Origin of the sequence: Kouleothrix sp. (assembly GCF_046328425.1) — a bacterium.
Lineage (GTDB): Bacteria > Chloroflexota > Chloroflexia > Chloroflexales > Roseiflexaceae > Kouleothrix.
Genome location: NZ_JAXLWP010000014.1, coordinates 143,955 through 167,750, shown reverse-complemented (window position 1 = coordinate 167,750; position 23,796 = coordinate 143,955). Strand labels below are relative to the sequence as shown.

18 protein-coding genes are annotated in these 23,796 nt (G+C 62.7%); 15 read left to right on the top strand and 3 right to left on the bottom strand.

Features of this window, described 5'->3' with window-relative positions:
• Positions 1–900 carry a universal stress protein gene (locus U0177_RS14780; RefSeq protein ID WP_409571410.1) on the top strand — a complete coding sequence of 300 codons (900 nt, stop codon included), beginning with the start codon at positions 1–3 and terminating at the stop codon, positions 898–900.
• Between the two features lie 172 nt (positions 901–1,072).
• Here U0177_RS14780 and U0177_RS14775 read toward each other — a convergent pair whose 3' ends face one another.
• A complete protein-coding gene (locus U0177_RS14775) occupies positions 1,073–2,011 on the bottom strand; it encodes a cation diffusion facilitator family transporter (protein WP_409571409.1) in 939 nt (312 codons plus the stop codon).
• Positions 2,012–2,173: 162 nt separating this feature from the next.
• Entirely contained in the window at positions 2,174–3,136 is a 963-nt protein-coding gene (locus tag U0177_RS14770) for a universal stress protein (protein ID WP_409571408.1), read from the bottom strand.
• Between the two features lie 477 nt (positions 3,137–3,613).
• On the opposite strand from U0177_RS14770, the gene U0177_RS14765 reads away from it, so the two are divergent.
• A complete protein-coding gene (locus tag U0177_RS14765) occupies positions 3,614–4,042 on the top strand; it encodes a YjdF family protein (RefSeq protein ID WP_409571407.1) in 429 nt (142 codons plus the stop codon).
• A gap of 235 nt (positions 4,043–4,277) precedes the next feature.
• Here the strand turns inward: U0177_RS14765 and U0177_RS14760 are convergent, their stop codons facing one another.
• The gene (locus U0177_RS14760; RefSeq protein WP_409571406.1) at positions 4,278–5,279 is read right to left on the bottom strand and encodes an epimerase; all 1,002 of its coding nucleotides are present in this window, start codon (positions 5,277–5,279) and stop codon (positions 4,278–4,280) included.
• A gap of 538 nt (positions 5,280–5,817) precedes the next feature.
• Between U0177_RS14760 and U0177_RS14755 the strand changes: the two genes are divergently transcribed.
• The 13 genes from U0177_RS14755 (at position 5,818) to U0177_RS14695 (ending at position 23,701) form a co-directional block, all read left to right on the top strand.
• Complete coding sequence (locus tag U0177_RS14755; protein ID WP_409571405.1) at positions 5,818–7,092, top strand: ABC transporter ATP-binding protein; 1,275 nt, start codon at positions 5,818–5,820, stop codon at positions 7,090–7,092.
• A 95-nt stretch (positions 7,093–7,187) separates the two neighbouring features.
• Positions 7,188–7,625: a class I SAM-dependent methyltransferase gene (locus U0177_RS14750; RefSeq protein ID WP_409571404.1), complete on the top strand. Its 438-nt coding sequence runs from the start codon at positions 7,188–7,190 to the stop codon at positions 7,623–7,625.
• A 6-nt stretch (positions 7,626–7,631) separates the two neighbouring features.
• Complete coding sequence (locus U0177_RS14745; protein WP_409571403.1) at positions 7,632–8,222, top strand: acyltransferase; 591 nt, start codon at positions 7,632–7,634, stop codon at positions 8,220–8,222.
• Complete coding sequence (locus U0177_RS14740; RefSeq protein ID WP_409571428.1) at positions 8,206–9,402, top strand: DegT/DnrJ/EryC1/StrS family aminotransferase; 1,197 nt, start codon at positions 8,206–8,208, stop codon at positions 9,400–9,402. Before U0177_RS14745 ends, U0177_RS14740 begins: the two co-directional genes overlap by 17 nt.
• Complete coding sequence (locus U0177_RS14735) at positions 9,399–10,664, top strand: glycosyltransferase (RefSeq protein WP_409571402.1); 1,266 nt, start codon at positions 9,399–9,401, stop codon at positions 10,662–10,664. Before U0177_RS14740 ends, U0177_RS14735 begins: the two co-directional genes overlap by 4 nt.
• An 82-nt stretch (positions 10,665–10,746) precedes the next feature.
• Complete coding sequence (locus U0177_RS14730; protein ID WP_409571401.1) at positions 10,747–14,649, top strand: glycosyltransferase; 3,903 nt, start codon at positions 10,747–10,749, stop codon at positions 14,647–14,649.
• A gap of 207 nt (positions 14,650–14,856) precedes the next feature.
• A complete protein-coding gene (locus U0177_RS14725; RefSeq protein ID WP_409571400.1) occupies positions 14,857–16,005 on the top strand; it encodes an acyltransferase family protein in 1,149 nt (382 codons plus the stop codon).
• Between the two features lie 77 nt (positions 16,006–16,082).
• The gene (locus tag U0177_RS14720) at positions 16,083–17,234 is read left to right on the top strand and encodes a methyltransferase domain-containing protein (protein WP_409571399.1); all 1,152 of its coding nucleotides are present in this window, start codon (positions 16,083–16,085) and stop codon (positions 17,232–17,234) included.
• Positions 17,235–17,258: 24 nt separating this feature from the next.
• A complete protein-coding gene (locus U0177_RS14715) occupies positions 17,259–18,584 on the top strand; it encodes a glycosyltransferase family 4 protein (RefSeq protein WP_409571398.1) in 1,326 nt (441 codons plus the stop codon).
• Between the two features lie 38 nt (positions 18,585–18,622).
• A complete protein-coding gene (locus U0177_RS14710; RefSeq protein WP_409571397.1) occupies positions 18,623–20,830 on the top strand; it encodes a glycosyltransferase in 2,208 nt (735 codons plus the stop codon).
• On the top strand, positions 20,818–21,804 hold the full coding sequence (locus U0177_RS14705; RefSeq protein ID WP_409571396.1) for a glycosyltransferase: 987 nt from the start codon (positions 20,818–20,820) through the stop codon (positions 21,802–21,804). Before U0177_RS14710 ends, U0177_RS14705 begins: the two co-directional genes overlap by 13 nt.
• A 3-nt stretch (positions 21,805–21,807) precedes the next feature.
• Positions 21,808–22,776 (top strand): NAD-dependent epimerase/dehydratase family protein, encoded by a 969-nt coding sequence (locus tag U0177_RS14700; RefSeq protein ID WP_409571395.1) that lies wholly within the window; start codon positions 21,808–21,810, stop codon positions 22,774–22,776.
• A complete protein-coding gene (locus U0177_RS14695) occupies positions 22,760–23,701 on the top strand; it encodes a glycosyltransferase family 2 protein (protein ID WP_409571394.1) in 942 nt (313 codons plus the stop codon). The genes U0177_RS14700 and U0177_RS14695 overlap by 17 nt, the downstream gene beginning before the upstream one ends.
• Positions 23,702–23,796 lie beyond the last annotated feature (95 nt).

The window sequence follows — 23,796 nt, the reverse complement described above, 5'->3', positions numbered from 1 at the left end:
ATGTTCCGATCAATAATGGTTCCGCTCGATGGCTCGGCCTTTGGCGAGCACGCGCTGCCGCTGGCGCTGGGCATTGCCCGGCGCACCGGCGCTGCGGTGCGGCTGGTGCACGTGATCGAGCCGCCAAGCAATCCGCGCTTCGGCCAGCACAGCAACGCCGCGCCCGACGCCGAGCGCCAGCAGCGCTACCTGGCTCAGCTGGCCACGATCCTATCGGAGGCCTGGGAGCTGCCGATCAGCACTGCGGTGCTGCGCGGGCCTGCCGCCGAAACGCTGCGCGCCGCCGCCGCCGATCAGCGCGCCGACCTGGTGGCGCTGACAACCCACGGCTACGGGCCGCTCTCGCGCGTGTGGCTGGGCAGCGTCGCGCACGCGCTGACGCGCACCCTGCCGATGCCGGTGCTGCTGGCGCGGCCGCACGGCGAGGCGCTCGATCTGCTCGAGGCAGTCGACGACGCGCCGTTTGGGCGTATTCTGCTGCCGCTGGATGGGTCGCCGCTCGCCGAGCAGGCGCTCGAGCCGGCGATCGAGCTGGGCGGGCCAATGGGCGCCGCGTACGTGCTGCTCCAGGCGATCGAGCCGCCAATGCTGGGCTATGCGCCGGCCGCGCAGGCCGCCGGGCTCGACCAGCAGATCCTCGAGCAGTGGCGCGAGATCGCCCAGGAATATCTGGGCGGGGTGGCGGCGCGGCTGCGCGCCCAGGGCATAGCCGCCGAGCCGCGCGTGGCGGTTGGCGCCGCCGCGCCAACGATCGCCGAGTACGCACAGTGGCACGCGATCGACCTGATCGCAATAGCTTCGCACGGGCGCGGCGGCGCGGCGCGGCTGCTGCTGGGCAGCGTCACCGACCGGGTCGTGCAGACGGCAGGGGTGCCTGTGCTGGTGTGCCACGCCGCGTGAGCGGCCGCGCACCTAGGCTTATCGTGGGGGTTTGGGGGCGGCTTCGCCGCCGCCGAAGATTTCTTTAGGAGTTACGCAGCTGGCGTGCTCAACTTGGACATGTGCAGTTTTTCCGCGCTCCGCGCGGAAAAACTGCACACAGAAGATGAACACGTACCATGCTGCCGCAGGCTCAATCGCGTACCATAGCCACCCGGTCGAGCGTCTGGTCGTCCCACGAGCTGGCATCTTCGAGCGGCTCGAGGTGCGTAAACACCGTGGTGCGGGCCAGCTCGGCGCGAATGCGCAGCTCAAGCTCTTCGCACAGCGCGTGGCCGCGCTGCACGCTCCACTCGCCCGGCACCAGCACGTGGAGCGAAAGAAAGCGCCGCTGCCCGGCGATACGCGTGCGAATGGCGTGGAACTGCAGGCCCTGCTTGCGATACGGCTCGAGCAGCTGCTCGACCTGCCTGCGCTGCTCGGCGGGCCAGCCAATATCGAGCAGTCCGTCGGCAGTCTCGCGCAGCAGCCGCCAGCCGGCCCACACAATATTTGCCGCTACGGCGATCGCAATCAGCGGGTCGAGCGGCAGCCAGCCGGTCAGGTTCACCAGCACCACGCCCAGCACCACGCCCCCCGAGGTCCACACATCGGTAAGCAGGTGGTGCGCGTCGGCGCGCAGCGTGATCGAGCTGAGGCGCCGGCTGGCGCGCAGCAGCGTCAGCGCCACCGCGCCGTTGATGCCGGCCGCCACCACCGACACCAGCAGGCCAACCCAGACATTCTCAATCGGGCGCGGGTTCTGCAGCCGATTGATCGCCGTCAGCGCGATACCGCCGGCCGCCAGCAGGATCATGACGCTCTCGGCGCCACTGGAAAAGTACTCGGCCTTTGAATGCCCGTAGGCGTGCTCGTCGTCGGGCGGGCGGCTGGCCAGCGTCAGCGCCCAGATCGCCACCAGCGCCGCCACCAGGTTCACGATCGACTCAAGCGCATCGGAGAGCAGGCCGACTGAGTCGGTGAGCCAGTAGGCCGCCAGCTTCAGCGCAATGGTGGCGGCGGCGGCGCCGAGCGACAAAAACGCGTAACGGCGCGCCGGCAGCGCCGCATCGGCCACGGGTACATTCGTCATTGAGTGTCCTTAAAGGCTGTATGCAAAGGGGGAGTGCGAGCGCTATGCCCCTCGCGCATCCCTTTCAGGCGGGCCGCGGCCCGCCTAAAATACTGACCTTTGGAAAGACTTCGTCCTGCCAAACCAGCATTGCAAGAATAGCACCAGCGGCGGCGTGCCGCGCTACAGCGCCAGCGCCACAGAGCCCGCCGGGCGAGCCGGCTCGGGCCATTGGGCGGCGGGGCGGTATACGAGCACCGGCACATCGGCGTTGCGCACCACCCGGTCGGCCACGCTGCCCAGCACGGTGCGCGCCAACACGCCGCGGCCGTGCGTCGCCATGGCAATCAGGTCGGCGTGCTGCTCGCGCGCGGCCGCCAGAATTGCGTCGGCCGGGTCGGCCACGCACACCTGGGTGCGAACCTGGCCTTGCTGCGCGCCGAACAGCTGCGCCGCGCGCAGCAGGTAGGCCCGCGCTTCGGCCACGAGCGCCTCGGCTTCGGCCCTGGTTGGCCCGCCCGAGAACGGCGGAACGGTATGCTCGGCCAGGAGCGGGCTGATGATCTGCTGCAGGATGTAGGTCGTGCGGCCGGGGGTGCCGAGCGCCAGCGCATGCTCGATCGCATGCTCGGCCAGCGCGCCGCCGTCGAGCGGCACCAGAATGGTGTCGAGCAGCCGCTCGGCCTGCGTGGGCGCGGCGCTGTCGGGCCGCACCAGCAGCAGCGGCAGCGTAGCCAAGTGCAAGAGCGCGTCGGCCACGCTACCGAGCCACAGGCGCGTCAGGCCGCCCCGGCCGTGCGTGCTCATCACAATCAGGCCGATGCCGATCGCCTGCGCGAAGGCGTACAGCGTGGCAGCCACGCCGTGGCCGGCCTGGTCGTGCTCGTCGAGCAGCGCCGTCGCGATCGGCAGCCGCACCTCGTCGCGCAGGCGTGCCGCCAGCGTCTCAAGATCGCGCTCGGCGCACGCGCGGCCGTGATGCACGCGCTCGGCCACCGCGTCGCCCAGGCCCGACTCGGCCTCGACGACGCGCGCCAGGTAGATCGGTATCGCCAGCCGGCGCGCGATGCCAAGCGCCAGCGGCAGCGACTGCTCGCTCAGCGGCGAGCCGTCGAGCGGCACAAGCATAGCGCGGTATGGTTCCATATGCCCTCGCGTGCATTCGAGCCGAATTAAGAGCCTTAGAGCCTGTTTGAAAAGGGGGTGCGCGCGGGGCTATGCCCCTCGCACTTCCCTTCTGGTGGGTGACCCCACCCGCCAGAACGAGTGATATTTGGAGGGACTTCGTCCCTCCAAACCGCCCTTTTCAGACAGCGCAAGCGCAAATGCGATCATAGCTCACTCTAGAGCTTACCACGAGCGGTGGCGCGCGCCGGGAAGAAATATTCACACCGCGATGCTGTTTAGCAACGCCTTTGCTGCGAAAGTACCGCGCTAGCGCGCAGATACGCCCTGGTGCCGATGGCCTGGCGCGGCATATGCGCTATACTTCGCGTATCGAACAGAACAGCGCGTGCGAAATCACTGCCCGGTTGGTAGTCCGGGCGCGCCGGCAGCGCCGGCGTCAGTATCCTTCTCCTCTCGGGATGTCCGGTGCGCGCCAAGCCAACAGAGAGGAATACTATGGCCACGAGCACGATCACGCTCACGGTGTACTTTGAAGATCCCTTCTGGGTCGGGGTTGTCGAGCGCTGCGAGGGCGAGCGCATCCAGGCAGCGCGCCACCTGTTCGGCGCCGAGCCGCTGCCGGGCGAGGTGCTGGAATTCGTACAGCGGCGGCTGCTGGCGCTGCTCGATCAGGCTACGCCTGCGGCGGTGGCTGGCGTGGCCGCCGTCGGGCCGCGCAACCCTAAGCGCGCCGCGCGCGAGGCAGCCCGCGCCCTGGCGAGTCGCGGCGGCTCAACACAGGCGCACGAGGCGATGCGGCTGCAGATCGAGCAGAACAAGTGCGAGCGCGCCGCCGACACCCGCGCCGAGCGCGCCGCCGCCGAAGACTACCGGCGCGCAATCAAGCTGCGCAAGGCCAAAGCGCGCCATCGCGGCCACGCCTGAAGCCAACTCCTGTTGCCTTGACCATCTCCCTCAATCGGGCGCTTTTGCCTGAGGCAGCATGGTACTTCTCCATCTTTTGTATGCAGTTTTCCGCGCTCCGCTCGGAAAACTGCATACAAAACACGATGGCCGAAGGCTGAGCCCGCCAACTGCAGAAGACCCAAAGAAATTCGGGGGCGGCTTCGCCACCCCCGAACCCCTACACCTTCGGCTTTGCGTCGCCGGCGCTCACGCGCTACCGCCCCGCCAGCAGCGCGCGGATCGCCTGCTCGCTCGTAGCATAGCGAAACTGGTAGCCCAGCCCCTGAGCCTTTTTCGGCAGCACGCGCTGGCCCGTGGTGATCATATCGGCCATCTCGCCCAGCATCAGCTTCATCGCGAAGCCAGGCACCGGCAGCCAGGCCGGGCGGCCCATCGCGCGGCCGATCGTCTGCGCAATCGCCTGGTTCGTCTGCGGCTCAGGCGCGGTTGCGTTCAGCGGGCCGCGCGCGCGCGCGTCTTCGAGCGCCAGCATCAGCAGCCCGACCGTGTCGTCCAGGTGGATCCACGAGAGGTACTGCGTGCCTGGCAGAATCGGCCCGCCCGCAAAGAAGAAGAACGGCATCTGGAGCAGCGGAAACGCGCCCGCCTCGGTGTCGAGCACCAGGCCGGGGCGGTCGGGCGCGATCTTCGCCAGGTCGATCGGCAGGCCCTTGCGCTCGGGCGCGCTCAGCACCACGCCGCTGCGGAAGATCACCGTGCGCACGCCCAGGCTCTCGGCGCGCGCGGCCTCGCGCTCCCAGATCTTGCACACGCGCGCCAGGAAATCGTCGCCGGCCGCCGCGCTCTCGTCGAGTGGCTCGGGGCCATGCGGGCCATACACGCCAATCGCCGACATACTCACGAATGCCGCGGGGCGCACGCGGGCCTTCTCGATCGCGTTGACAATACCGCGCGTGCCGATCTCGCGGCTCGCGATGATCTCGCGCTTGTAGGCCGCGCTCCAGCGCTTGCCAAACAGCGACGCGCCGGCCAGGTGGATCACCGCGTGCGCGCCGTTGACCGCCTCGGCCCACGGGCCATCCTCGGCCGGCGACCACGCCAGGTACTCGGCCGCGCCCGGCACCTCGCGGCGTGCCCGCTGCGGATCGCGCGAAAAAGCTACCACCGCGTAGCCGCTCGCCACCAGCCGCTGGCACAGCGCACGGCCAATCATGCCCGTTGCGCCCGTAACAACAACCCGTTTTGCGTCGGTCATTATCCTTCGTTCCTATCCTCTTGCAGAATCTCTTGCAGAATCTTCGAGCAGGCCACGCCAGGCTAAGAAGCTGTTTGAAAAGGGTGGTTTGAAGGGACAAAGTCCCTCCAAGTTTCCACTTTTCTGGCGGGTGGCCGCCACCCGCCAGAAGGGAAGTGCGAGGGGCATAGCCCCTCGCGCACCCCTTTTCAAACAGGCTCTTAGGGGTTTGGGTGCATCGTAATCGCCCCTGAAAACCGCTGGTTTGCTCGGTTGTAGTTACCGCCGTAGCCACAGTTAGCTAAGAAGGTGGCAATGGTGCGCTCTGCCCGCCAAACCTCCGCGCGAGAGATGCCTGCGGAAATGTTGATAGTTACACATACTGGCCATAAATTCCTCTGGCAGCACCAGTCCTGCCTATACGCCAAAGCAGTACGCTCACCACGATATATGGTCGATCATGTTAGTTGATCGGGCACAGACACTCGAGCAACCCCCAGCGGCTGCGCCGCCGCTAACAGCACCACAGGTTGCGATCAGCGTACGCAATGCTGGCAAGATGTACCGCATCTACGATCGCCCGCAGGATCGCCTTAAGCAAATGCTCTGGCGCGGTCGGCGCCAGTATGGGCACGAGTTCTGGGCATTGCGGCACGTGTCGTTTGAAGTAGCGCGCGGCGAGACGCTTGGGATTGTCGGGCGCAATGGCAGCGGCAAAAGTACCCTGCTCCAGATTATTGCCGGCACGCTGGCGCCAACCGAAGGGGAGGTGCAGGTTCAAGGCAGGGTTGCTGCGCTGCTTGAGCTTGGTAGTGGTTTCAACCCCGAGTTCACAGGGCGCGAAAACGTGCACCTGAACGGCGCGATTCTAGGCTTTCACCGCGCTGAAGTCGACCAGCGTTTCGATGATATTGCGGCCTTTGCCGATATCGGCGATTTTCTCGATCAGCCAGTCAAGCTGTATTCCAGTGGCATGGTGGTGCGCCTGGCGTTTGCCGTTCAGGCGCTGCTGCCAAAAGAAGTGTTGATCGTCGACGAGGCGCTTGCCGTCGGCGATATGTTCTTCCAGGCCAAGTGTATGGCGCGTATGCGCCAGCTGATCGACGATGGCGTCACTGTTCTGTTTGTCAGCCACGATGCAGGCTCGGTGAAAAGCCTGTGCCGCCGGGCAATACTGCTCGACCATGGAGAGGTGCGCGATCAGGGCGATGCAGGCGAGGTGATCGAGCACTATTTCGCTCTGAAAGTCAAGAGCGAGCAGCAGGTCGCGCCGGGCGCTGCTGGGCTATCGGGGGCGCCGGCGCTGCCTGCGAACCTGCCAGAAGATTTTACACGCAACGCCGAGTTCCTGAAGCGCGCGGAGTTCCAGCGCATCCGCAACGGCAAAGCCAATTTCGTGAATGTCCGAATGCTGAACCAGGCGGGCGAAGATATTCAATACGTCGAGTTCGACCAGTTGGTCACGCTGCGGATGGCGGTAGAGGTAACCGGCGAGCTCGATGGCGCGTTGGCATGCGGCTACCACATCCGCGATAGCAATGGCGTCGATATCGTATACTCCGACAGCATCATAGAGAATATTGACATCCCAGTATCGGCCAAAGGCAGCCGCTTCGTGGTCGATTGGACGTTTCGCATGGCACTGCGCCATGGCAACTATAATGTCGCCGTGGTGCTCTCGGTGCCTATCAACCTGTCGGGCTCGCTCGTCGACTTTTGTGATTTTGTGCCGCTGGCGCTACAGTTCTCGGTGGCGCCACGCCAGATATCGTATCTCTACGGCGGGGTACACTGGGCCAACCAGGTGCAGGTTGTACGTTACGAGGCCGAGTAGCTATGCTGATGTTGCATATTGGCTGTGGCGATGTTCACCTGGAAGGCTGGGTGAATATCGACCTGGATTCGCCAAAGGCCGATCTGCTCCACGATATGCGCCAGCCGCTGCCATTCGGCGACGGCAGCGTCGACTATATCTACAGCGAGCATTTTATCGAGCATCTGACGATCGATGAGGGCCTGTTTACATTACGCGAGTGCTATCGTGTATTGAAGCCGGCAGGTGTTGTACGGATCGCCACGGTTGATCTGCGGTATGTGCTGTTTCGCTATTTTTTTGGCTGGCGGCACCAGGATTGGATCGAGCGCTACGGCTATGCCTGGCTGAAGACCCCGGCCGAGATGGTTAACCTGGTGATGCGCGAATGGCAGCATAAACACGTCTACGATGCCGAAGAGCTGTCGCGGCGGCTGCGCGAGGCAGGCTTCACCCGGATCAAGCGCGCGCGCCTGAATCGGAGCCCATACGCGCCGCTGCGCGCCCGTGAAACCCGTAAGGATTCGCGCCTGATCGTGGAAGCAAGCAAGTGAGTTGCTATGGATAGATATTCTATCCCTGGTGTGCGCACGTTTGAGTATACCAAAATTGTTGGGCTGGATCTGATCGAGTTTGGCACCGACATTATTATTGACGACTTCGTGTTCATCTATGCCACGAACCGTATGCGATTTGGCAGCCATATCCATATTGCCTCTTTTACATCGATTAGTGGCGGCGGCACGCTGGATATGGCCGATTTTACGACGCTTTCTTCCGGCGTGCGCGTCTTCACTGGCTCCGACGACTACACCGGCTGGGGCTTCGGCAACTCAACCGTGCCTGAGCCGTATCGCCACGTGGCGCGCGGCGCAGTGCAGATCGACCGGTTTGCAATCGTCGGCGCCAACGCGGTAATTCTGCCAAATGTCCGTATTGGCGAAGGAGCAGCGGTTGGCGCAGGGTCGGTGGTGACGCGCGATCTCGCGCCGTGGGGCGTGTACATTGGGAACCGGCGAGTCCGCGATCGTGATCGCGAGGGCATCCTGCAGAACTACGCCGCGTACCAGAGCGAGCACCAGTCTGCGGCCGTATCGCCGCAAGGCGGGGGCGCAACAGCTGATGGGAATACACATGAAGCAGGCAGTTGAGCAACTTGCGCTGTTTGGCGGCAGGCCCGCGTTCGACGAGCCGCTACACGTCGGACGGCCAAATATCGGTAACCGCGAGCAGTTGCTCGCCCGGTTCAACGATATGCTCGACCGACGCTGGCTTTCGAATAACGGCCGGTATGTGCAGGAATTTGAGCAGCGTATCGCCACGTTGCTTGGCGTCAGGCACTGCATCGCGATGTGCAATGCTACCGTCGCGCTTGAAATTGCCATTCGAGCGTTGGGCCTGCATGGCGAAGTGATCGTGCCGTCGTATACTTTTATTGCGACCGCGCATGCGCTGCAGTGGCAGCAGATCACACCAGTGTTTTGCGATGTGGACGCACATACGCACAATATTGACCCGGCTCGGGTTGAGGCCTTGATAACGCCGCGTACGACCGGCATAGTAGGCGTACACGTGTGGGGCAACACCTGCGACCTGCTGGCGCTGGAAGAGATAGCTCGCCGCCATAAGCTACGGCTGCTCTATGATGCCGCGCATGCCTTCGCGTGCTCGTGGGGCGGGCGCATGATTGGCAATTTTGGCGATGCTGAAGTGTTTAGCTTCCACGCTACCAAATTCCTCAACACATTCGAGGGCGGCGCGGTAGTGACGAATGATGATCAGCTAGCGCACATCATTCGATTGATGAAAAACTTTGGCTTTGTCAACTACGATCAAGTTGAGTATATCGGTACGAACGGCAAAATGAGCGAGATCGCGGCGGCCATGGGGCTTACGAGCCTCGAAAGCCTCGACGATTTCATTGCCACAAACCGCCACAACTACCACCGCTACCAAGAGCAGCTCGGCGATATCGCAGGCGTACGCTTTGTGACATACGACGAAGCCGAGCGCCACAACTATCAGTATATTGTGCTCGAGATCGACAGCGAGGTCACCGGCCTGACGCGCGATCAGCTTACCAGGATCCTCTGGGCCGAGCAGGTTCTGGCCCGGCGCTATTTCTACCCCGGCTGCCATCGCATGGAGCCATATCGCACGTATTTCCCGCACGCCGGCCGGCAATTGCCCGTCACCGAGGCGCTCAGCCTGCGCACAATGCAGCTGCCTAACGGAACTGCCGTGAGCGACGACGATATCGACGGCATCTGCCAGATCATTCGCTTCGCAATCAGCCACAGCCACGAAATTCGCCAGAAGGAACTGACGTGAAACTCAGCGTTTGTATGATTACCTATAATCACGAGCAGTTCATCGAACAAGCTGTTCGGAGCGTGATGGCCCAGGTGGCCGACTTCAGCTACGAGCTTGTGATCGGCGAAGATTGCTCGACTGATCGTACGCGCGAGATATTGGTGCGATTGCAGCGCGAATTTCCCGATACCATCCGTCTGCGGCTCAATGAACATAATATAGGAATGCAGCGCAATCTAGTTCAGACATTTCAGGACTGCCGGGGCGAATATATCGCGCTGCTCGAAGGCGATGATTTCTGGACTTCGCCGCTGAAGCTGCAGCGCCAGGCCGATTTCCTCGACGCGCATCGCGAGTGCGTGTTGTGCTTTCATCGGGCCGAGGTTGTGTACGAGCAATTTCCCGAAGTACGCCACCTGTTTCCAGTTGGTGAATTTCCGCGGGTCTCGACGATCGATATGCTGCTAAAAGCGAACCCGATGGCTACCTGCTCGGTGGTGGTGCGCAACAATCTCATTCCGGCATTTCCGGCGGCTTTCTACGACCTGAAGATTGGCGATTGGGCGCTGCATCTGATGCATGCGCAGCACGGCCAGATCGGCTATATCGACGAGATCATGGGCACGTATCGCATTCACGCCGCTGGCGCGTGGTCGTCGATATCGCAGACAGCAATTGTGCAGAATACGAGCGCAATGCTCGATTTTGTGAACGATTATTTTGAAGGGCGCTACGACGCGATGATTCGTCAGACCAAGCACGAAATGTTTGTGCGATGGGCCTGGCTGATCATCCAACAGAAGCGAGCGGTCGCCTGGCATATGCTCGATGAGCCAGCCGAAGGCGATCGTGCGCTGGTGCTGGGCCGCGCGCTGGCGGCGCTGGACACTGCGGCAAGCCGCGAGTTGTTACTTGCGTTTGCGTCGATCGCCTTTGAGTTGTACGGCCAGACGACCCTGCTCGACCAAGCACATCGTGAGTATGTCGAGGCTACGCGGCATACAATCGAAGACACAGCACAGTATGCCCAGGCGATCGACGCCGATCGTAGCCAGCTGTATCAGACCATCGAGCGTCTTCAGCGCGACATAGCGGCTTCGCAAGAGTATGCCGCTTCGCTCAAGCAGGTGCTTGAAGCACGTGAGAGCGAAATTGCCAACGCGCATGCATATGTTGCCTCGCTTAAGCAGGTGCTTGAAGCGCGTGAGGCTGAGCTGGCCGAGGTGCATAAACGGCTTCCAGGACGCCAGCAAACTAAAAATGGCAGCTCGTATCACTAACTGAGAAGTAAGATTTACGCACTTGCGTGATTCGGCTTCCTCAAGCTACGCGTTTTCGCCTGCGGCGGCTCGGTGTGCGGTTTTGCCGCGCCGAGCGCGGCAAAACCGCACACAATACACCTGTAGTACCGCTCTGCCGAAGGCTGAGCACGCTAGCTGCGTAAGCCCTAAGAAGGTTGATATGGATAGACCCACGATTTGTACGATCGTCGCTAAGAACTACCTGGCTCAGGCGCGCTGCCTGACCGAGTCGTTCTTGAAACACCACCCCGATGGGCAAGTGTTTGTGCTACTTGCCGACCGGCGCGATGGCTTCTTTGATCCGTCTCAAGAGCAGTTTATCACGCTTGAAGCTCACGACCTCCAGATTCCAGATTTTGATCAAATGGCATTCCGCTATACGGTTGTTGAATTTAATACTGCCGTAAAGCCTTTTCTGCTCGAGTATTTATTCAGCAAATATCAGCTGCGTTCATTGTGCTACTTTGATCCGGATATCTATTTTTATCGGCCAATCACACCGATTTTTGACCTGCTTGAGCATAATAGTGTCGTGCTGACGCCGCATTTGCTTGCGCCGATCGAAGATAGCCACCTGCCCGACGAACCCTACATCCTGCGTGCTGGCGTGTACAATCTTGGGTTTATCGGCCTTGCGCAGGGGCCGGATCTTGAGCGTTTGCTGCGCTGGTGGCAACGCCGCCTGCTCAAAGATTGTGTGGTCGATATCGCGCGCGGGCTGTTTGTCGATCAGCGCTGGATCGATCTGATCCCTGGCTTTTTTGATCGTGTGGCAATTTTGCGCGAGCCGGGTTTTAATGTCGCCTACTGGAACTTGAATCATCGCACTGTGCACCAGCGCGACGGCGAGCTGCTTGTGAATGGCAAGCCGCTGTTCTTTTACCATTTCAGCGGGCTGCCGCTCAACGAGATCTCGGCGATCTCGAAACATCAAGATCGATACTCGCTGGCCGACTTGCCCGATCTGAAACCGCTGTTTGTCGATTACCGCGACCGGATGCTGGCGAATGGGCATGACCTGGTCAAGCGCTGGCCATATGCGTATGGCCGCTTCGATAACGGCGTGAATATTCCAGATATGGCGCGGCATCTGTGGCGTAACCTCAATGGCGAAACACGCTGGCCGCGTCCTTTTGCGGCAGATAGCGCCGATAGCTTTTTTCACTGGTTGAACCGCGAGGCGCACAGCGGCGTGAAGCAAGGCGCGCTGATCAGCAACCTGGCAATTGAGGTGTACCGGCAGCGCTGGGATCTGCAGCAGGCCTTCCCCGACGTGCTCGAAACTCACCGCGAGGCCTATGCTCGCTGGTTTGCCGAATCGGCACAGTCGCAACATCAGTTCGACGATCTGTTTGTCGATCAGGTGCGCACCAGCCTCAGCGCGGTCGATACCCGACCGCCGGCTGCTGAGCCAGCGGCGGCCGAGGTGCCTGTGAGCGTTGAGCGTGGCCAACCGCCCGCCCAAAGCCGGCTACTGTATCGGGCTGTTCGCGCGCCACTACGCAGGCTGGGGCTCAACGGCCCGATCAAACGCCTGCTAGGCCCGCGCCTGGTCGACGCCTTATATGCCTCGGTGGCGCGCCAGCGCTCGCGGCCAGTGATTATCGAAGCGCCGCTGCGTGGGCGGCCGACGCTGCAGCGCCGGCTGTACTATGCCGTGCGTAACCCACTGCGCCGCGCCGGGCTACACACGGTGCTTAAGCGTATGATCGGCAAACAACGTGTGCATACGCTATATGAGCGTATGGTCGAGCAGTCGGCGCTGCCGCCCGAGGCGCGCACCCGTAATGCCGCGAGCCTTCCATACCACATGGTGTTCGTGCCGCGCGAGGCGCACCAGCAAAATGGCGTGAAATCCGAAGGTGCCAGCGCCGAGCAAGCACTGCGGCGTATCCGGCCGGCGGTTTCGGAAGGCGGCACGGCGCTGCAAGCTGAACACACGCTACAGGCGCAGGTGGGCGGCTGGCTGGCCACGTACCCCGCCGACGCAGCGGTGGTGGCTATCCCGCTGGGCGCGTGGCTGCACAATCCATGCGCGCTGATCGAGCAGGCGCTTGCGACGCTTGAGCCCGCGACGCCGCTGCTGCTGATTGGTGAGCGCCTAGGGCCGAGCTCGCTCGATACGCTGATCGAGCAGCACGGCGCGCTGTACGTTGCTCTGCCTGGCGGAGCCGAAGCCATTGATACGCTAAATTGCGTATGTGCTTGGTGTGCGCCGCGCGATATTGTGCTGCTCGGCGCGGATGTCGAGTTGCCGCCTGGCTGGCTGCCACGGCTGCGCGCGGCCGCGTATGTGCGATCGACCGTTGTTTCGGCTACGCCACTCTCAAACGACGAGTGGTTCCGCGGCATCCAGGCGGGTGCGCAGTCAGGTGGCCTATCATTTGCCGAGATCGATGCGCGTGTTCAGGCGCACGCCCGCCGATTGCGGCCGATCATCCCAGCCCCATCGGCTAGCTGCGTCTATTTGAAGCGAAGCGCGCTTGACCTGATCGGTGGCTTTGATCGGCTATACAGCGCGCTCGACGATGGCCTGGCCGATTTTGCCCAGCAAGCCGTCGCGATCAGTTTCAGCCACGTGCTTGCCGATGATCTTTTCGTGGGCAGGCGAATAGCAGCGCCAGCCGACAGCCGCGCCGAGGCGAGCGCCGAGCGCGACCTTGCCCGCCAGGTGCTGGCCCAACGCTACCACTGGTATGCCGATTGGCTTGCCCAGAGCAGCGACCGCAATAGCCACCTAGCACAGGCGCTTGAACAGGTACGCCAGGCAGTTGTTGGCGCGAAGATCGCGATCGATGCAACATGCATCGATGGGACGCCTAATGGTACACACGTGGGCACACTGGGGTTGATCCGTGCAATAGCGGCAACCTTGCAGCGGCCAAACCAGCTGACGCTTATTCTCAAGGATGGAGTGCCGCTTGGTGCGCTGGATGGCGTCGATCGGCTCGTCGACCAGGTTCTTCGTGTATCAGATGTCGAGGCGTTTAAGCAACCGCAGTTCGACCTGATCCATCGCCCATTTCAGGTCGCCGAAATTGGCCACTTACACTTTCTCCAGCAGGCAGCGCGGCGTCTCGTGGTGTCGCAGCTCGATTGTATTGCGTTTGCCAACCCGAGCTATGCGCCGGATATCGCGAGCTGGCACCACCTTCGGAAAACCAATCAGCTGCTGTTTGATATCGCCGATGGGATTGCTTTCAACAGCCACGACGTGCTTGCCGATGCGCAGCACCAGGGGCTCGATATAGCGCCTGATCGCGGCCTGATCGCGTATAATGGCGTCGAGCAATACTACGACACCCGCGTGGCTGCCCAGCCGCCGGCTCAGGCTGAGGCGCTGGCCGATCAGCCGTTTATTCTGGTGATTGGCGCCAACTACCGGCATAAGAATCGCGTCTATGCGCTGCGATTGCTGCACGAGCTCATTGTGCAATATCAGTGGCCAGGGCGGGTCGTGTTTGTAGGGTCCGCTATTCGTTTTGGCGGCTCGGAAGACGACGAGCTCGCGGAGCTGCGCCGCAAGCCCGAACTGTCGGCACGCGTATGCGATTTCAAGGCCATAAGCGAAGCTGAAAAGCGCTGGCTGCTCGAGCGCGCCGCGCTGGTGCTGTACCCCTCGATCTACGAAGGCTTTGGCTTTGTGCCATTTGAGGCCGCCGCAGTGAATGTGCCAGCGCTGACATCGCGCGCGACCGCTCTGGCAGAAGTATTGGGCGATGCGCCGCTATTTTTGGAACGCATGGATCCGGCGGAAGGCGCGCGCGTAGCTTGGTGCCTGCTGACCGACCCTGAAGCCGCGCGCCAGCAGGTTGCGGCAATCAACACACGTGCCGGGCAGTTTACCTGGAGCGCTGTAGCCGAGCGCGTATGGCGCTTCTACCAGCATATCCTATCACAGCCGCCCAGGGCGCAAGGCGTGATAGACTTGCTGGAGTGGTCTGACGAGCTCGCGCATCGCTAGGCTTTTTGGTACATGGGCGGTGCCTGATGTTGTTCGGGCTGCGCGGCTGCGCTGTTCCGCATCGCACGACAGCGAGATTGCAGCCTGCCGCGCCACTGCGGAGCGCCGAAACCCACACACTTGCCGAAGGCCGGGCGCGCCAGCTGCGTAAGCCCTAGCTGTACAACAATACCAGGCGGCACGGCAGCACTCTGGGCATGTAGCGATATGGAAACGACAACATCTCCTGCCAATGGCAATACGCCATCGCATATTGTATTTATCGAGCTATTGCGCGGCATCGCGAGCCTGATTGTCGTTTGGGATCACCTTGTGGCTATTTGGGGCGACTCTCATGCTGTGCAGTTTTTGCCGCTGTATATTGTGCGCGAGTATATAACCAAGCCACTTGGTATTATTCAAGACTTCGGCTATTTTGGGGTCGCAATTTTTTTCTTTGTCAGTGGCTTCATTATCACATATGTAGCTCAGCGCGAACAACGAACTGCATTTATCGTCAAGCGAGTACTGCGTATATACCCACCTTTGATAGCTTCGATTTTTTTGATTGTCGCTACATCATATATCTATACTTGGGCGACGCAGAGCAATAGCTTTGCCGACATCAGGCAGCTCAACTGGCGGCAGATACTCTTTTCTATGACGCTGTGGAATTACTTTTTCTTGCCGCAAAACGTAGTAAATGGTGTTGCTTGGTCGCTCGTGATCGAAGAAATATTCTATGCGATCAGCTTTATACTGCTGCCATGGCTGAAAAGCCAACCGCGCGTGGTGAGCCTGGCGTGCTCGATCATCGTTCTAGTCATTATTCGGCTCAGCCGCGCGCTTGGCGATAACTTTTTTCTCTTTGCAGCCTCAAGCGCATATATTCCACTGCTACTGATAGGCCAGGCAACATTCTTTCGCTGGTCGGGCCGCATAACACAGCTTGAGTTTGGCGCTTTACTGTTATTGAATTATGGTTTGTTTGTCTATGGCCTTCGGCATATTCACGTTAATTTCTACCCGGTAACTAACTCGTATGCAATATCGACGATGTATGCATACTTGCTATTCGTCATTGCACTGCTCTTGAACGATCGAATAGTCATACCGAGGATTCTTAAATTTTACTCCAAGATCAGCTATTCGATGTACCTCAATCATGGGCATACTGGCAGCTTACTACTAACTATTATGTACCCATACATTGGTTTCAGCGCGGCGCTGGTGGTGGCGTTTAGCGGTGTCACGGCGATCAGCTATGCCTCCTGGCGCTATATCGAACGGCCATTTCAGCTTGCGGCCCGCGCGATGCTGGAGCATTGGCATGCGTTTCAGCTGCGAGAGCGGCCAAAGAAAGCGACTGCACCGTAGCCGTACTATGCCACCAGACGCGTGGATGAGCCTGGTTGGCCGATTGGTATTCCGTGTGTGCGGGTAGAAGGGTTGTTATGGATCTGAAAGAGCTACAGAAACACTGGAATGAATTTGGCAAGCGCGACCCGCTGTGGGCGATTTTAAGCTCACCGCAAAAGCGCAACCGGCGCTGGGAGCTGGCCGAGTTTTTTAAAACCGGCGAAGACGAAATTGCCCAGGTTATGGCCTCGGTTGATCAACAGGGGATTGCCCGGCCTACCAAGCGCGCGCTGGATTTCGGCTGTGGCGTTGGCCGCCTGACCCAGGCGCTGTGCGGTTATTTCGACCAGTGCTGCGGCGTCGATATTGCCGAGACAATGATCGATCTGGCGCGAAAATATAATCGCCATGGTGCAAAATGCCAGTATTTTCTGAACGATCGCGATGACCTGGCTATATTTGAGACGGGGAGTTTTGATTTCATCTACTCAAATATTGTGTTGCAGCATATCAGCCCCGAATACAGCCGGAACTATATCAAAGAGTTTATGCGCATTCTCGAGCCAGGCGGGCTGTTGATCTTTCAGATCCCCAGCCACCCGAAGGTGATGGCCAGCGCTACTGACGTTGCGGCGGCAAGCAGTTTGCCCGCAGATGCGTTTTTGGCGCAGATATCGATTGATCGCAGCACGATTGTAACCCAGCCAAACCAAACACTGGTGCTGACGGCAGTGGTGAAAAATAATAGCCCGGAGCACTGGCCATCGCAGCGGATGGCGCAGGCGGTGCATGCGCTGAAGCTGGCCAACCACTGGCTCGATCGGCATGGCAATGTCGTGTCGCTCGATGATGGGCGCACGCTGATTGAGCAAGATGTGCCACCAGGAGGTTCTGTGAGCGTTCCGCTCACGATCAACACGCCGCCGCAGGCCGGTAGCTATATTCTTGAGCTCGATCTGGTGCAGGAGCTGATCGCCTGGTTTGGCAATAAAGGCTCGCCAACGCTGCGGATCCCTGTACAGGTGCGCGAGCAGTTTTCGATCTACGATCGCCTGTTTCGGCGCGCGCGGCCGGCACAAGCCAACGACGAGGGCATTATTCCGCATATGGAGATGCACGGCATTCCCCAAGCCGATATCTATAGCTTGGTCGAGGCGCACAACGGCCGGGTGATCGGGTCGCGCGAGAACAGCGCGGCTGGCGACGATTGGGTTGGCTTCTGCTACTACGTTACCAAGCTGTGCTAGGCTGCTTGTGGCGAATATCGCCGTATGCTGACGACTCCACCGCCAGGGCAGCGCTTGCGCGCCCTCCATGTCTTCCCGCTGTTTGGCCGCGAGCTGACCAATGGTTCGGAATACTATGCCTACCAGCTTTCGCGGCAGCTGGCGGCGCTTGGCGTACAGGTTGATGTTCTTACCACCCGCGCGCGCAGCTTTCGCTCGTCCTCATGGCTGTCGCTGCGCTGGGAAGGCCCCGATCTGCCAGCATCCGAGCACACTGATGGGCTGGCAATCTTTCGCTTCCCCGCGCTCTCGATGCCGCGCCCGCTGGGCCGGCTGCTTTCGCGACTGGTGCTGCGCCGCTGGCGCAGCGAGGCAGCACAGCCGCCGGTTGGGCAAAGCCCGGCCGAGCAGCACTACCGCCGCGCCAGCGCCCGCCCGATTGCCTACGACTTGATGATGATGGCCGGGCTAGGGCCCTGGTCGCCGGCGCTGCTAGCCCAGCTTTCTCGCGCGGTGGCTGGCTACGATGTTGTGCTGGTGGGTTTTATGCCTCTGGCGCTGACCTGGCAGGTGCGCCGCCTGGCGGAGCGCCGCGGCACGCCTATCGTGCTTTTGCCGCTGTTTCATCCTGAAGACGCCTACCACCATCACCGGGTGCACTACCACAGCTTCGCGCGGGCGCGGGCAATTCTCAGCCAGACATCGTACAGCACTGCGCTGTTTCAGCAGCTCTGGCCGATGTCGCGGCCGCTCGAGATAGGCGCAGGTGTCGACCCGGCCGAGCTGAGTGATGCGGCGATCGATGGGGCGCGCTTCCGAGCACGCCATGGCCTGGGCGACCGGCCGTTGGTGCTGTTTGTTGGGCGAAAGGCCGCGTCGAAGCGCTACGATATGGCGATCGAAGCAGTGCGCGCAGTGCCGGATCGGCGGCCGGTGCTGGTTATGATCGGCGAAGACGCCGACGGCCGGCCGATCGACGAAGAGCGGGTGCTGTACCTGGGCAAGCTGCCGCGCGCCGAGCTGCTCGACGCCTACGATGCCTGCGATCTGCTGCTGCACCCCTCGGAATACGAGAGCTTTGGGATTGTGCTGCTCGAAGCCTGGATGCGCGGCAAGCCGGTGATCGCGAACCGCGCCTGCCACGCCAGCGCCGCGCTGATTGCCGATGGCGCCGATGGATTTGTGTGCGATAATGCAGCCGATATGGCCGTGCGGATCGCCGAGTTGCTGGCCCGCCCCGATCTCGCCCGCGCGCTTGGCGCGGCTGGGCGGCGCAAGGTGCTGGAGCGCTACACCTGGGAGGCGATAGGCCGCGCGGTGTACCGGCTGTACGCGCAAATTGCCGCCGAGTCGGCTGGACACACCGTTTGAGGTGCGCTGCCGGTAGCTGCTGTGTGAAACCGATGGCTATGAGCCCAAACAAACCGCCTGTGCCCGCCGTTGCAATTATCACGCCTTACTATAACACCGGCGTGCTGTTCGAGGAAACCGTTGCTGCGGTGCGGCGGCAAACACTGCAACACTGGGAGTGGGTGATCGTCAACGACGGCAGCACTGATTCGGCTGCCTTGCGCGTGCTCGATCCTCTGCGCGGCGGCGACGCGCGCATCCACGTGATCGACCAGCCCAACCGCGGCCTGCCGGCAGCGCGCAACGCTGGCGTGGCTGCCACTAGCGCGCCGCTGCTGTTCTTCCTCGACAGCGATGACCTGATCGCACCAACTGCGCTTGAGAAGCTGGCCTGGCTGCTGCATAGCGACGAGCGTCCGGCGTTTGCCACAAGCTGGAGCACGGTGTTTGGGGCCGAAGAGCTACGCTGGCCGCGCGGTTTTGGCACGCGCGATCATTTCCTATTCGAGAATATGGCGACGCCGATGGTGATGATCCGGCGCGCCGTGTTCGAAGCGGTTGGCGGCTTCGATGAGGCACGCACGCGCGGCCTTGAAGATTACGAGCTATGGCTGCGCTGCGCGGCGCAGGGCTTCTGGGGCCGCGATATTGCGGAGTTCCTGGTGCACCAGCGGCGCAAGCATCCCCAGCAGTACCCTGGCTATACGTGGGCTGTGCGCGATGATCCGCGCCACTACGCAGCATTCCGCCGCGAAATGCGCCAGCGCTACCCCGCGCTCTTTCGCGATGGCCTGCCACAGCTACCGCCGCACGACGATCGGCCGTTTGCGCCGATTGGACTGCAGCCGCCGTTCACGAACCCTCTTGCGCTACCGGGGCGCCGCCGCCTGCTGCTGCTGATGGCCCGGCTCGATATGGGCGGTGTCAGCACATTCGCGCTGGCGCTGCTTCAGCAGCTGGCGGCGCGTGGCTACCATTGCACGGTGTGCGCGACGATGCCAGGATCGCACCCGCTGCTCGCCGAGTTCGAGCAATACGCCGATGTGTTTGTCCCCGAGCACTTTCTGCGCCGCGCCGACATCCCGTGCTTTCTGAGCTACCTGATCGAGTCGCGCCGGGCCGACGCAGTGCTGATCAGCAATAGCGTGCTGGGCTACCGATTGCTGCCCTGGCTGCGCGCGCGCCACCCGCGCGTCGCACTGCTCGACTACACGCATATGCGCGACCCCGATTGCGCCAACCAGGGCAACCCTGGCTTCAGCGCCGAGTACGCCTTGTTGCTCGATCGGCAGCTTGCCAGCTCGGCCGAGCTGCGCGACTGGATTGTTGAGCATGGAGCGCCGCCCGAGCAGTGCGCTGTGGTCTATACTTCGGCCGATGTGGCGCGCTGGCGCCCCGACCCAGCCGCGCGCGCGCGCGTACGCGCCGAGCTGGCGATTGGCGTGGGCGAGCGGGTGCTGCTGCATGCCGCACGCATCACCGCGCAGAAGCAGCCGCAGGTGCTGGCGCGCGTGCTGCTACAGCTGGCGCGGGCAGGCTTGCCATTTCGCTGCGTGGTGGCTGGTGATGGGCCGGATCTGCCGTGGCTGCGGGCATTTGTGCGCGACCACGGCCTGCGCGAGCGGGTGCTGCTGCTGGGTGCCGTGGAAGCTTCGCGGGTGCGCGATCTCATGGCGGCGGCGGATATCCTGTTTCTGCCCTCGGCTTACGAGGGGCTGGCACTGGTGCTGTTCGAGGCTATGTCCTGCGGCGTTGTGCCCGTTACGGTCGACTCGGGCGGGCAGCGTGAGCTGGTAACACCCGATAGCGGCGTGCTGGTGAAGCCTGATCAGCACCAAGAGCAGCGCTATGTTGCGGCGCTGGAGTGGCTGCTGCGCGCGCCGCGCCAGTTGGCGGCCATGCAGGCCGCCGCGCGCAGGCGCATCGCCGAGCAGTTTAGTATCGAGCAGATGGGCGCGCAGCTTGACGCAGAGATAGACCTGGCCTGCGCGCGTGCGGCGCGGCGCGACGCCGTGTGGAGCAGCGACGGTGGCGTGGTCGCGGCGTCGGCCGCGATTGAAGAGCTGCGCCAGTACGAGCGTAATCACCGCTTTCGCATTGCCGTCGGCGCATGGGAATGGTGGAAGCGATCCGGCGGCGGCTATGTTGGCCAGGCCCGCGCGGCCCGTGAGCGGCTGGTGCGGCGCAGCTACCCATTGCGGCTGCGGCTTCGGCCGGCCTGGCGGCGCATTCGCTATGGCGGAAGGCCACCAAAGTGGCAGCAGTAAACGTTCAATCCAAGCCGATTGTGGTATCGCTGATCATACCCTGCTATAACTACGCGCACTTTCTGCCCGAGGCGGTGGCCAGCGTGGTGGCGCAGACATATAGTGCCTGGGAGATTGTGATCGTCGACGACGGCAGCCGCGATGCCACGCTGGCGGTGGCACAGCAGCTGATCGTGGCCTACCCCGAACGGCAGATCCGCCTGTTCCACCAGCCTAACGCCGGCGCGGCGGCGGCGCGCAACACCGGCGCGCGCGCGGCGCAGGGCGAATTGCTCGTGTTTCTCGACGCCGATGATCTGCTCGACCCTGCATTTCTTGAGCGGACGGTTTCGCAGCTGCAAGCGCGCCCCGAGCTGGGCTTTGTGTACACCGGCATGCGCATGATCGGCGACGACGACCACGTGTGGCCCAGCGTGCCGTTCGATCTGCGCTGGCTGGCGCTCGACAATTTTATCCCGCAGCATGCGCTGGTACGGGCCAAGGCATGGCAGCAGGTTGGCGGTTTCGATGCGGCCCATTTTCCCCACGGCTTTGAAGATTGGGACTTCTGGCTGCGCGTAGTACAATCGGGCTGGCTAGGCGCGCACATCGCAGCGCCGCTGGTGTCGTATCGCCGGCATGGGCCAAGCCTGAGCAGCGCTGGCGTGGCGCATGAATGGGACGCGCGCGCACAGATCATTCGCAAGCATCCCCAGCTGTATGGCCCGCGATTAGTGGCCTGGGCTTGCGCCCGGCTGGCCCGGCAGCCTGGGCGTGAGCCTGCGCCGCTGCCGCAGGCTCACGAGATCACGCCCGGCGCCACGGTTGCCGCTACGCTGTTCGCGGCCCCGCAGCAGCGCCCGCGCGTGACATTACGCCGCCGTTTAGTGCGGGCGGTGCCATTTGCGCTGCGTTTTCGGGTAAAATGCTGGCTGCGCCGCGGCCAATTGGCACTGCGCTCGATTGCGCCGTGGCTGTTTCTGGCAGAAAGGTAGCCTGTGCACATCCTCATCACCGGGTCGAGCGGGCAGATCGGCACGAACCTGGCGCTGCGGCTGCTCGATGCCGGCCACCGTGTGTTTGGCGTCGACAAGCGCCTGAACAGCTGGACCGACCGCGTCGTGACGATGCTGCAAGATCTCGCGGCGCCGTACCGCGATTTCGCGGGCGGCATCGGCGGAGTGCCCTACCCGCAGCCCGACCTGGTGGTGCACCTGGCCGCCAACGCCAAAGTGCACGAGCTGGTGCAGTTCCCCCACCGGGCCATGGAGAACATCGCGCTGACGTTCAACGTGCTCGAGTACTGCCGCCACAACGATCTGCCGCTGATCTTCTCGTCGTCGCGCGAGGTGTATGGCGACATCCACCGCTACATCACCGAAGAGCAGCACGCCGACTTCTCGTTCACTGAGAGCCCTTACTCGGCCAGCAAGGTGGCCGGCGAGGCGCTGGTGTACTCGTATGCGCGCTGCTATGGCCTGCGCTACCTGGTGTTTCGCTTCTCGAATGTGTACGGCCGCTACGACAACGACATCGAGCGCATGGAGCGCGTCATCCCGCTGTTCATCCAGCGCATGCGCCAGGGCCTGCCCGTCACGGTGTACGGCCACGAGAAGACGCTCGATTTCACGTATATCGACGACTGCGTCGGCGGGATTGTCGCCGGGATCGAGCGGCTGCTGAGCGGCCAGGTGCGCAACCAGACGATCAACCTGGCCTATGGCCAGGGCAACACGCTGGTGCGCATGGCCGAGCTGATCGCCGAGGCGCTGGATGTTCCCGGCCAGATCACCGTCGAGCCCTCCAAGCGCGTGGGCGAGGTGACGCGCTACATCGCCGATATTAGCCGCGCCGCCGAGCTGCTCGACTACCAGCCGCAGGTGCCGCTCGACGAGGGCATCCGCCGCGCGGTGGCCTGGAGCAGCGCCTGGGAGGCGCGGAAGGAATTCGATGCCCGAGGCGACTGACGCGCCGCGCGTGAGCGTGGTGATACCCTGCTACAACCACGGCCGCTTTCTGCCTGGCGCGGTGGCGAGCGTGGCCGCGCAGACATTCGCGCCCTGGGAGATCGTGATCGTCGACGACGGCAGCACCGACGACAGCCCGGCGGTGGCGCGCGCGCTGATCGGCGCCTACCCCGGCCGTGCCATCCGCCTGGCCGCTCAGCCGAACCTGGGGCTGAGCGCGGCGCGCAACAGCGGTATCGCGGCCGCGCGCGCCGAGTACGTCCTTACGCTCGACGCCGACGACCTGCTTGAGCCGGCGATGCTGGAGGCAGCCGTCGCCGCGCTCGACGCCAGCCCCGAGGTTGGCTTTGTGTACACCGACGTGCGCATGTTCGGCGCCGAGGAGCGCGTCTGGTCGGGCGGGGCCTACAGCCTAGGCAAGCTGCTGTTCGATTGCCCGATCGTGCCGATCGTGCTGTTCCGCAAGGCCGCGTGGGCGCAGGTTGGCGGCTTCGGCAGCAACCTGTGGCCGCAGGGCTACGAAGATTGGGACTTCTGGCTGGCGCTGGCTGGGGCGGGCTGGCAGGGGCTGCATATCGCCCGGCCGCTGGCGCGCTACCGCCGCAGCAATGGCAGCATGCTGGCCAACGCCCGCCGGCACGACCTCGAGCTGCGCGCCCAGCTGGTTCTCAACCACCCGGCGCTGTACCACCGCGATTTTGTGGCGTGGGCGCGGGCGGCGCGCGCGCCGGGCGTTTCTGCCGGCGGTGCGTTCCGCTCGGCCGGCCAGTGGTGGCGCGCCTTCGCCGGCTACGTGGCGCTGGTCGCGCGCCACCGCCCCGATCTGCTGCCAAAGACGCTCGCGCGGCCGCTGTTTGTGCGCCTGCCCGCCGCGCGCCAGGGCCCCGCGCGCAGCCTCGCGCGCCTGCTGCGCGTCAGCCGCTAATGCCCTACGCTTTTGCGGTACTGTTATTTCAATTGTGTGCGGTTTGTGCGCGCGCCGCGTGGACAAACCGCACACAAGAAGATCGACAAGTACCA

Bases quoted from the DNA above. Each gene is read 5' to 3' on its own strand.
- U0177_RS14780 (WP_409571410.1), top strand. From the start codon at position 1: ATGTTCCGATCAATAATGGTTCCGCTCGATGGCTCGGCCTTTGGCGAG.
- U0177_RS14775 (WP_409571409.1), bottom strand. From the start codon at position 2,011: ATGACGAATGTACCCGTGGCCGATGCGGCGCTGCCGGCGCGCCGTTAC.
- U0177_RS14770 (WP_409571408.1), bottom strand. From the start codon at position 3,136: ATGGAACCATACCGCGCTATGCTTGTGCCGCTCGACGGCTCGCCGCTG.
- U0177_RS14765 (WP_409571407.1), top strand. From the start codon at position 3,614: ATGGCCACGAGCACGATCACGCTCACGGTGTACTTTGAAGATCCCTTC.
- U0177_RS14760 (WP_409571406.1), bottom strand. From the start codon at position 5,279: ATGACCGACGCAAAACGGGTTGTTGTTACGGGCGCAACGGGCATGATT.
- U0177_RS14755 (WP_409571405.1), top strand. From the start codon at position 5,818: ATGTACCGCATCTACGATCGCCCGCAGGATCGCCTTAAGCAAATGCTC.
- U0177_RS14750 (WP_409571404.1), top strand. From the start codon at position 7,188: ATGCGCCAGCCGCTGCCATTCGGCGACGGCAGCGTCGACTATATCTAC.
- U0177_RS14745 (WP_409571403.1), top strand. From the start codon at position 7,632: ATGGATAGATATTCTATCCCTGGTGTGCGCACGTTTGAGTATACCAAA.
- U0177_RS14740 (WP_409571428.1), top strand. From the start codon at position 8,206: ATGAAGCAGGCAGTTGAGCAACTTGCGCTGTTTGGCGGCAGGCCCGCG.
- U0177_RS14725 (WP_409571400.1), top strand. From the start codon at position 14,857: ATGGAAACGACAACATCTCCTGCCAATGGCAATACGCCATCGCATATT.
- U0177_RS14720 (WP_409571399.1), top strand. From the start codon at position 16,083: ATGGATCTGAAAGAGCTACAGAAACACTGGAATGAATTTGGCAAGCGC.
- U0177_RS14715 (WP_409571398.1), top strand. From the start codon at position 17,259: ATGCTGACGACTCCACCGCCAGGGCAGCGCTTGCGCGCCCTCCATGTC.
- U0177_RS14710 (WP_409571397.1), top strand. From the start codon at position 18,623: ATGAGCCCAAACAAACCGCCTGTGCCCGCCGTTGCAATTATCACGCCT.
- U0177_RS14695 (WP_409571394.1), top strand. From the start codon at position 22,760: ATGCCCGAGGCGACTGACGCGCCGCGCGTGAGCGTGGTGATACCCTGC.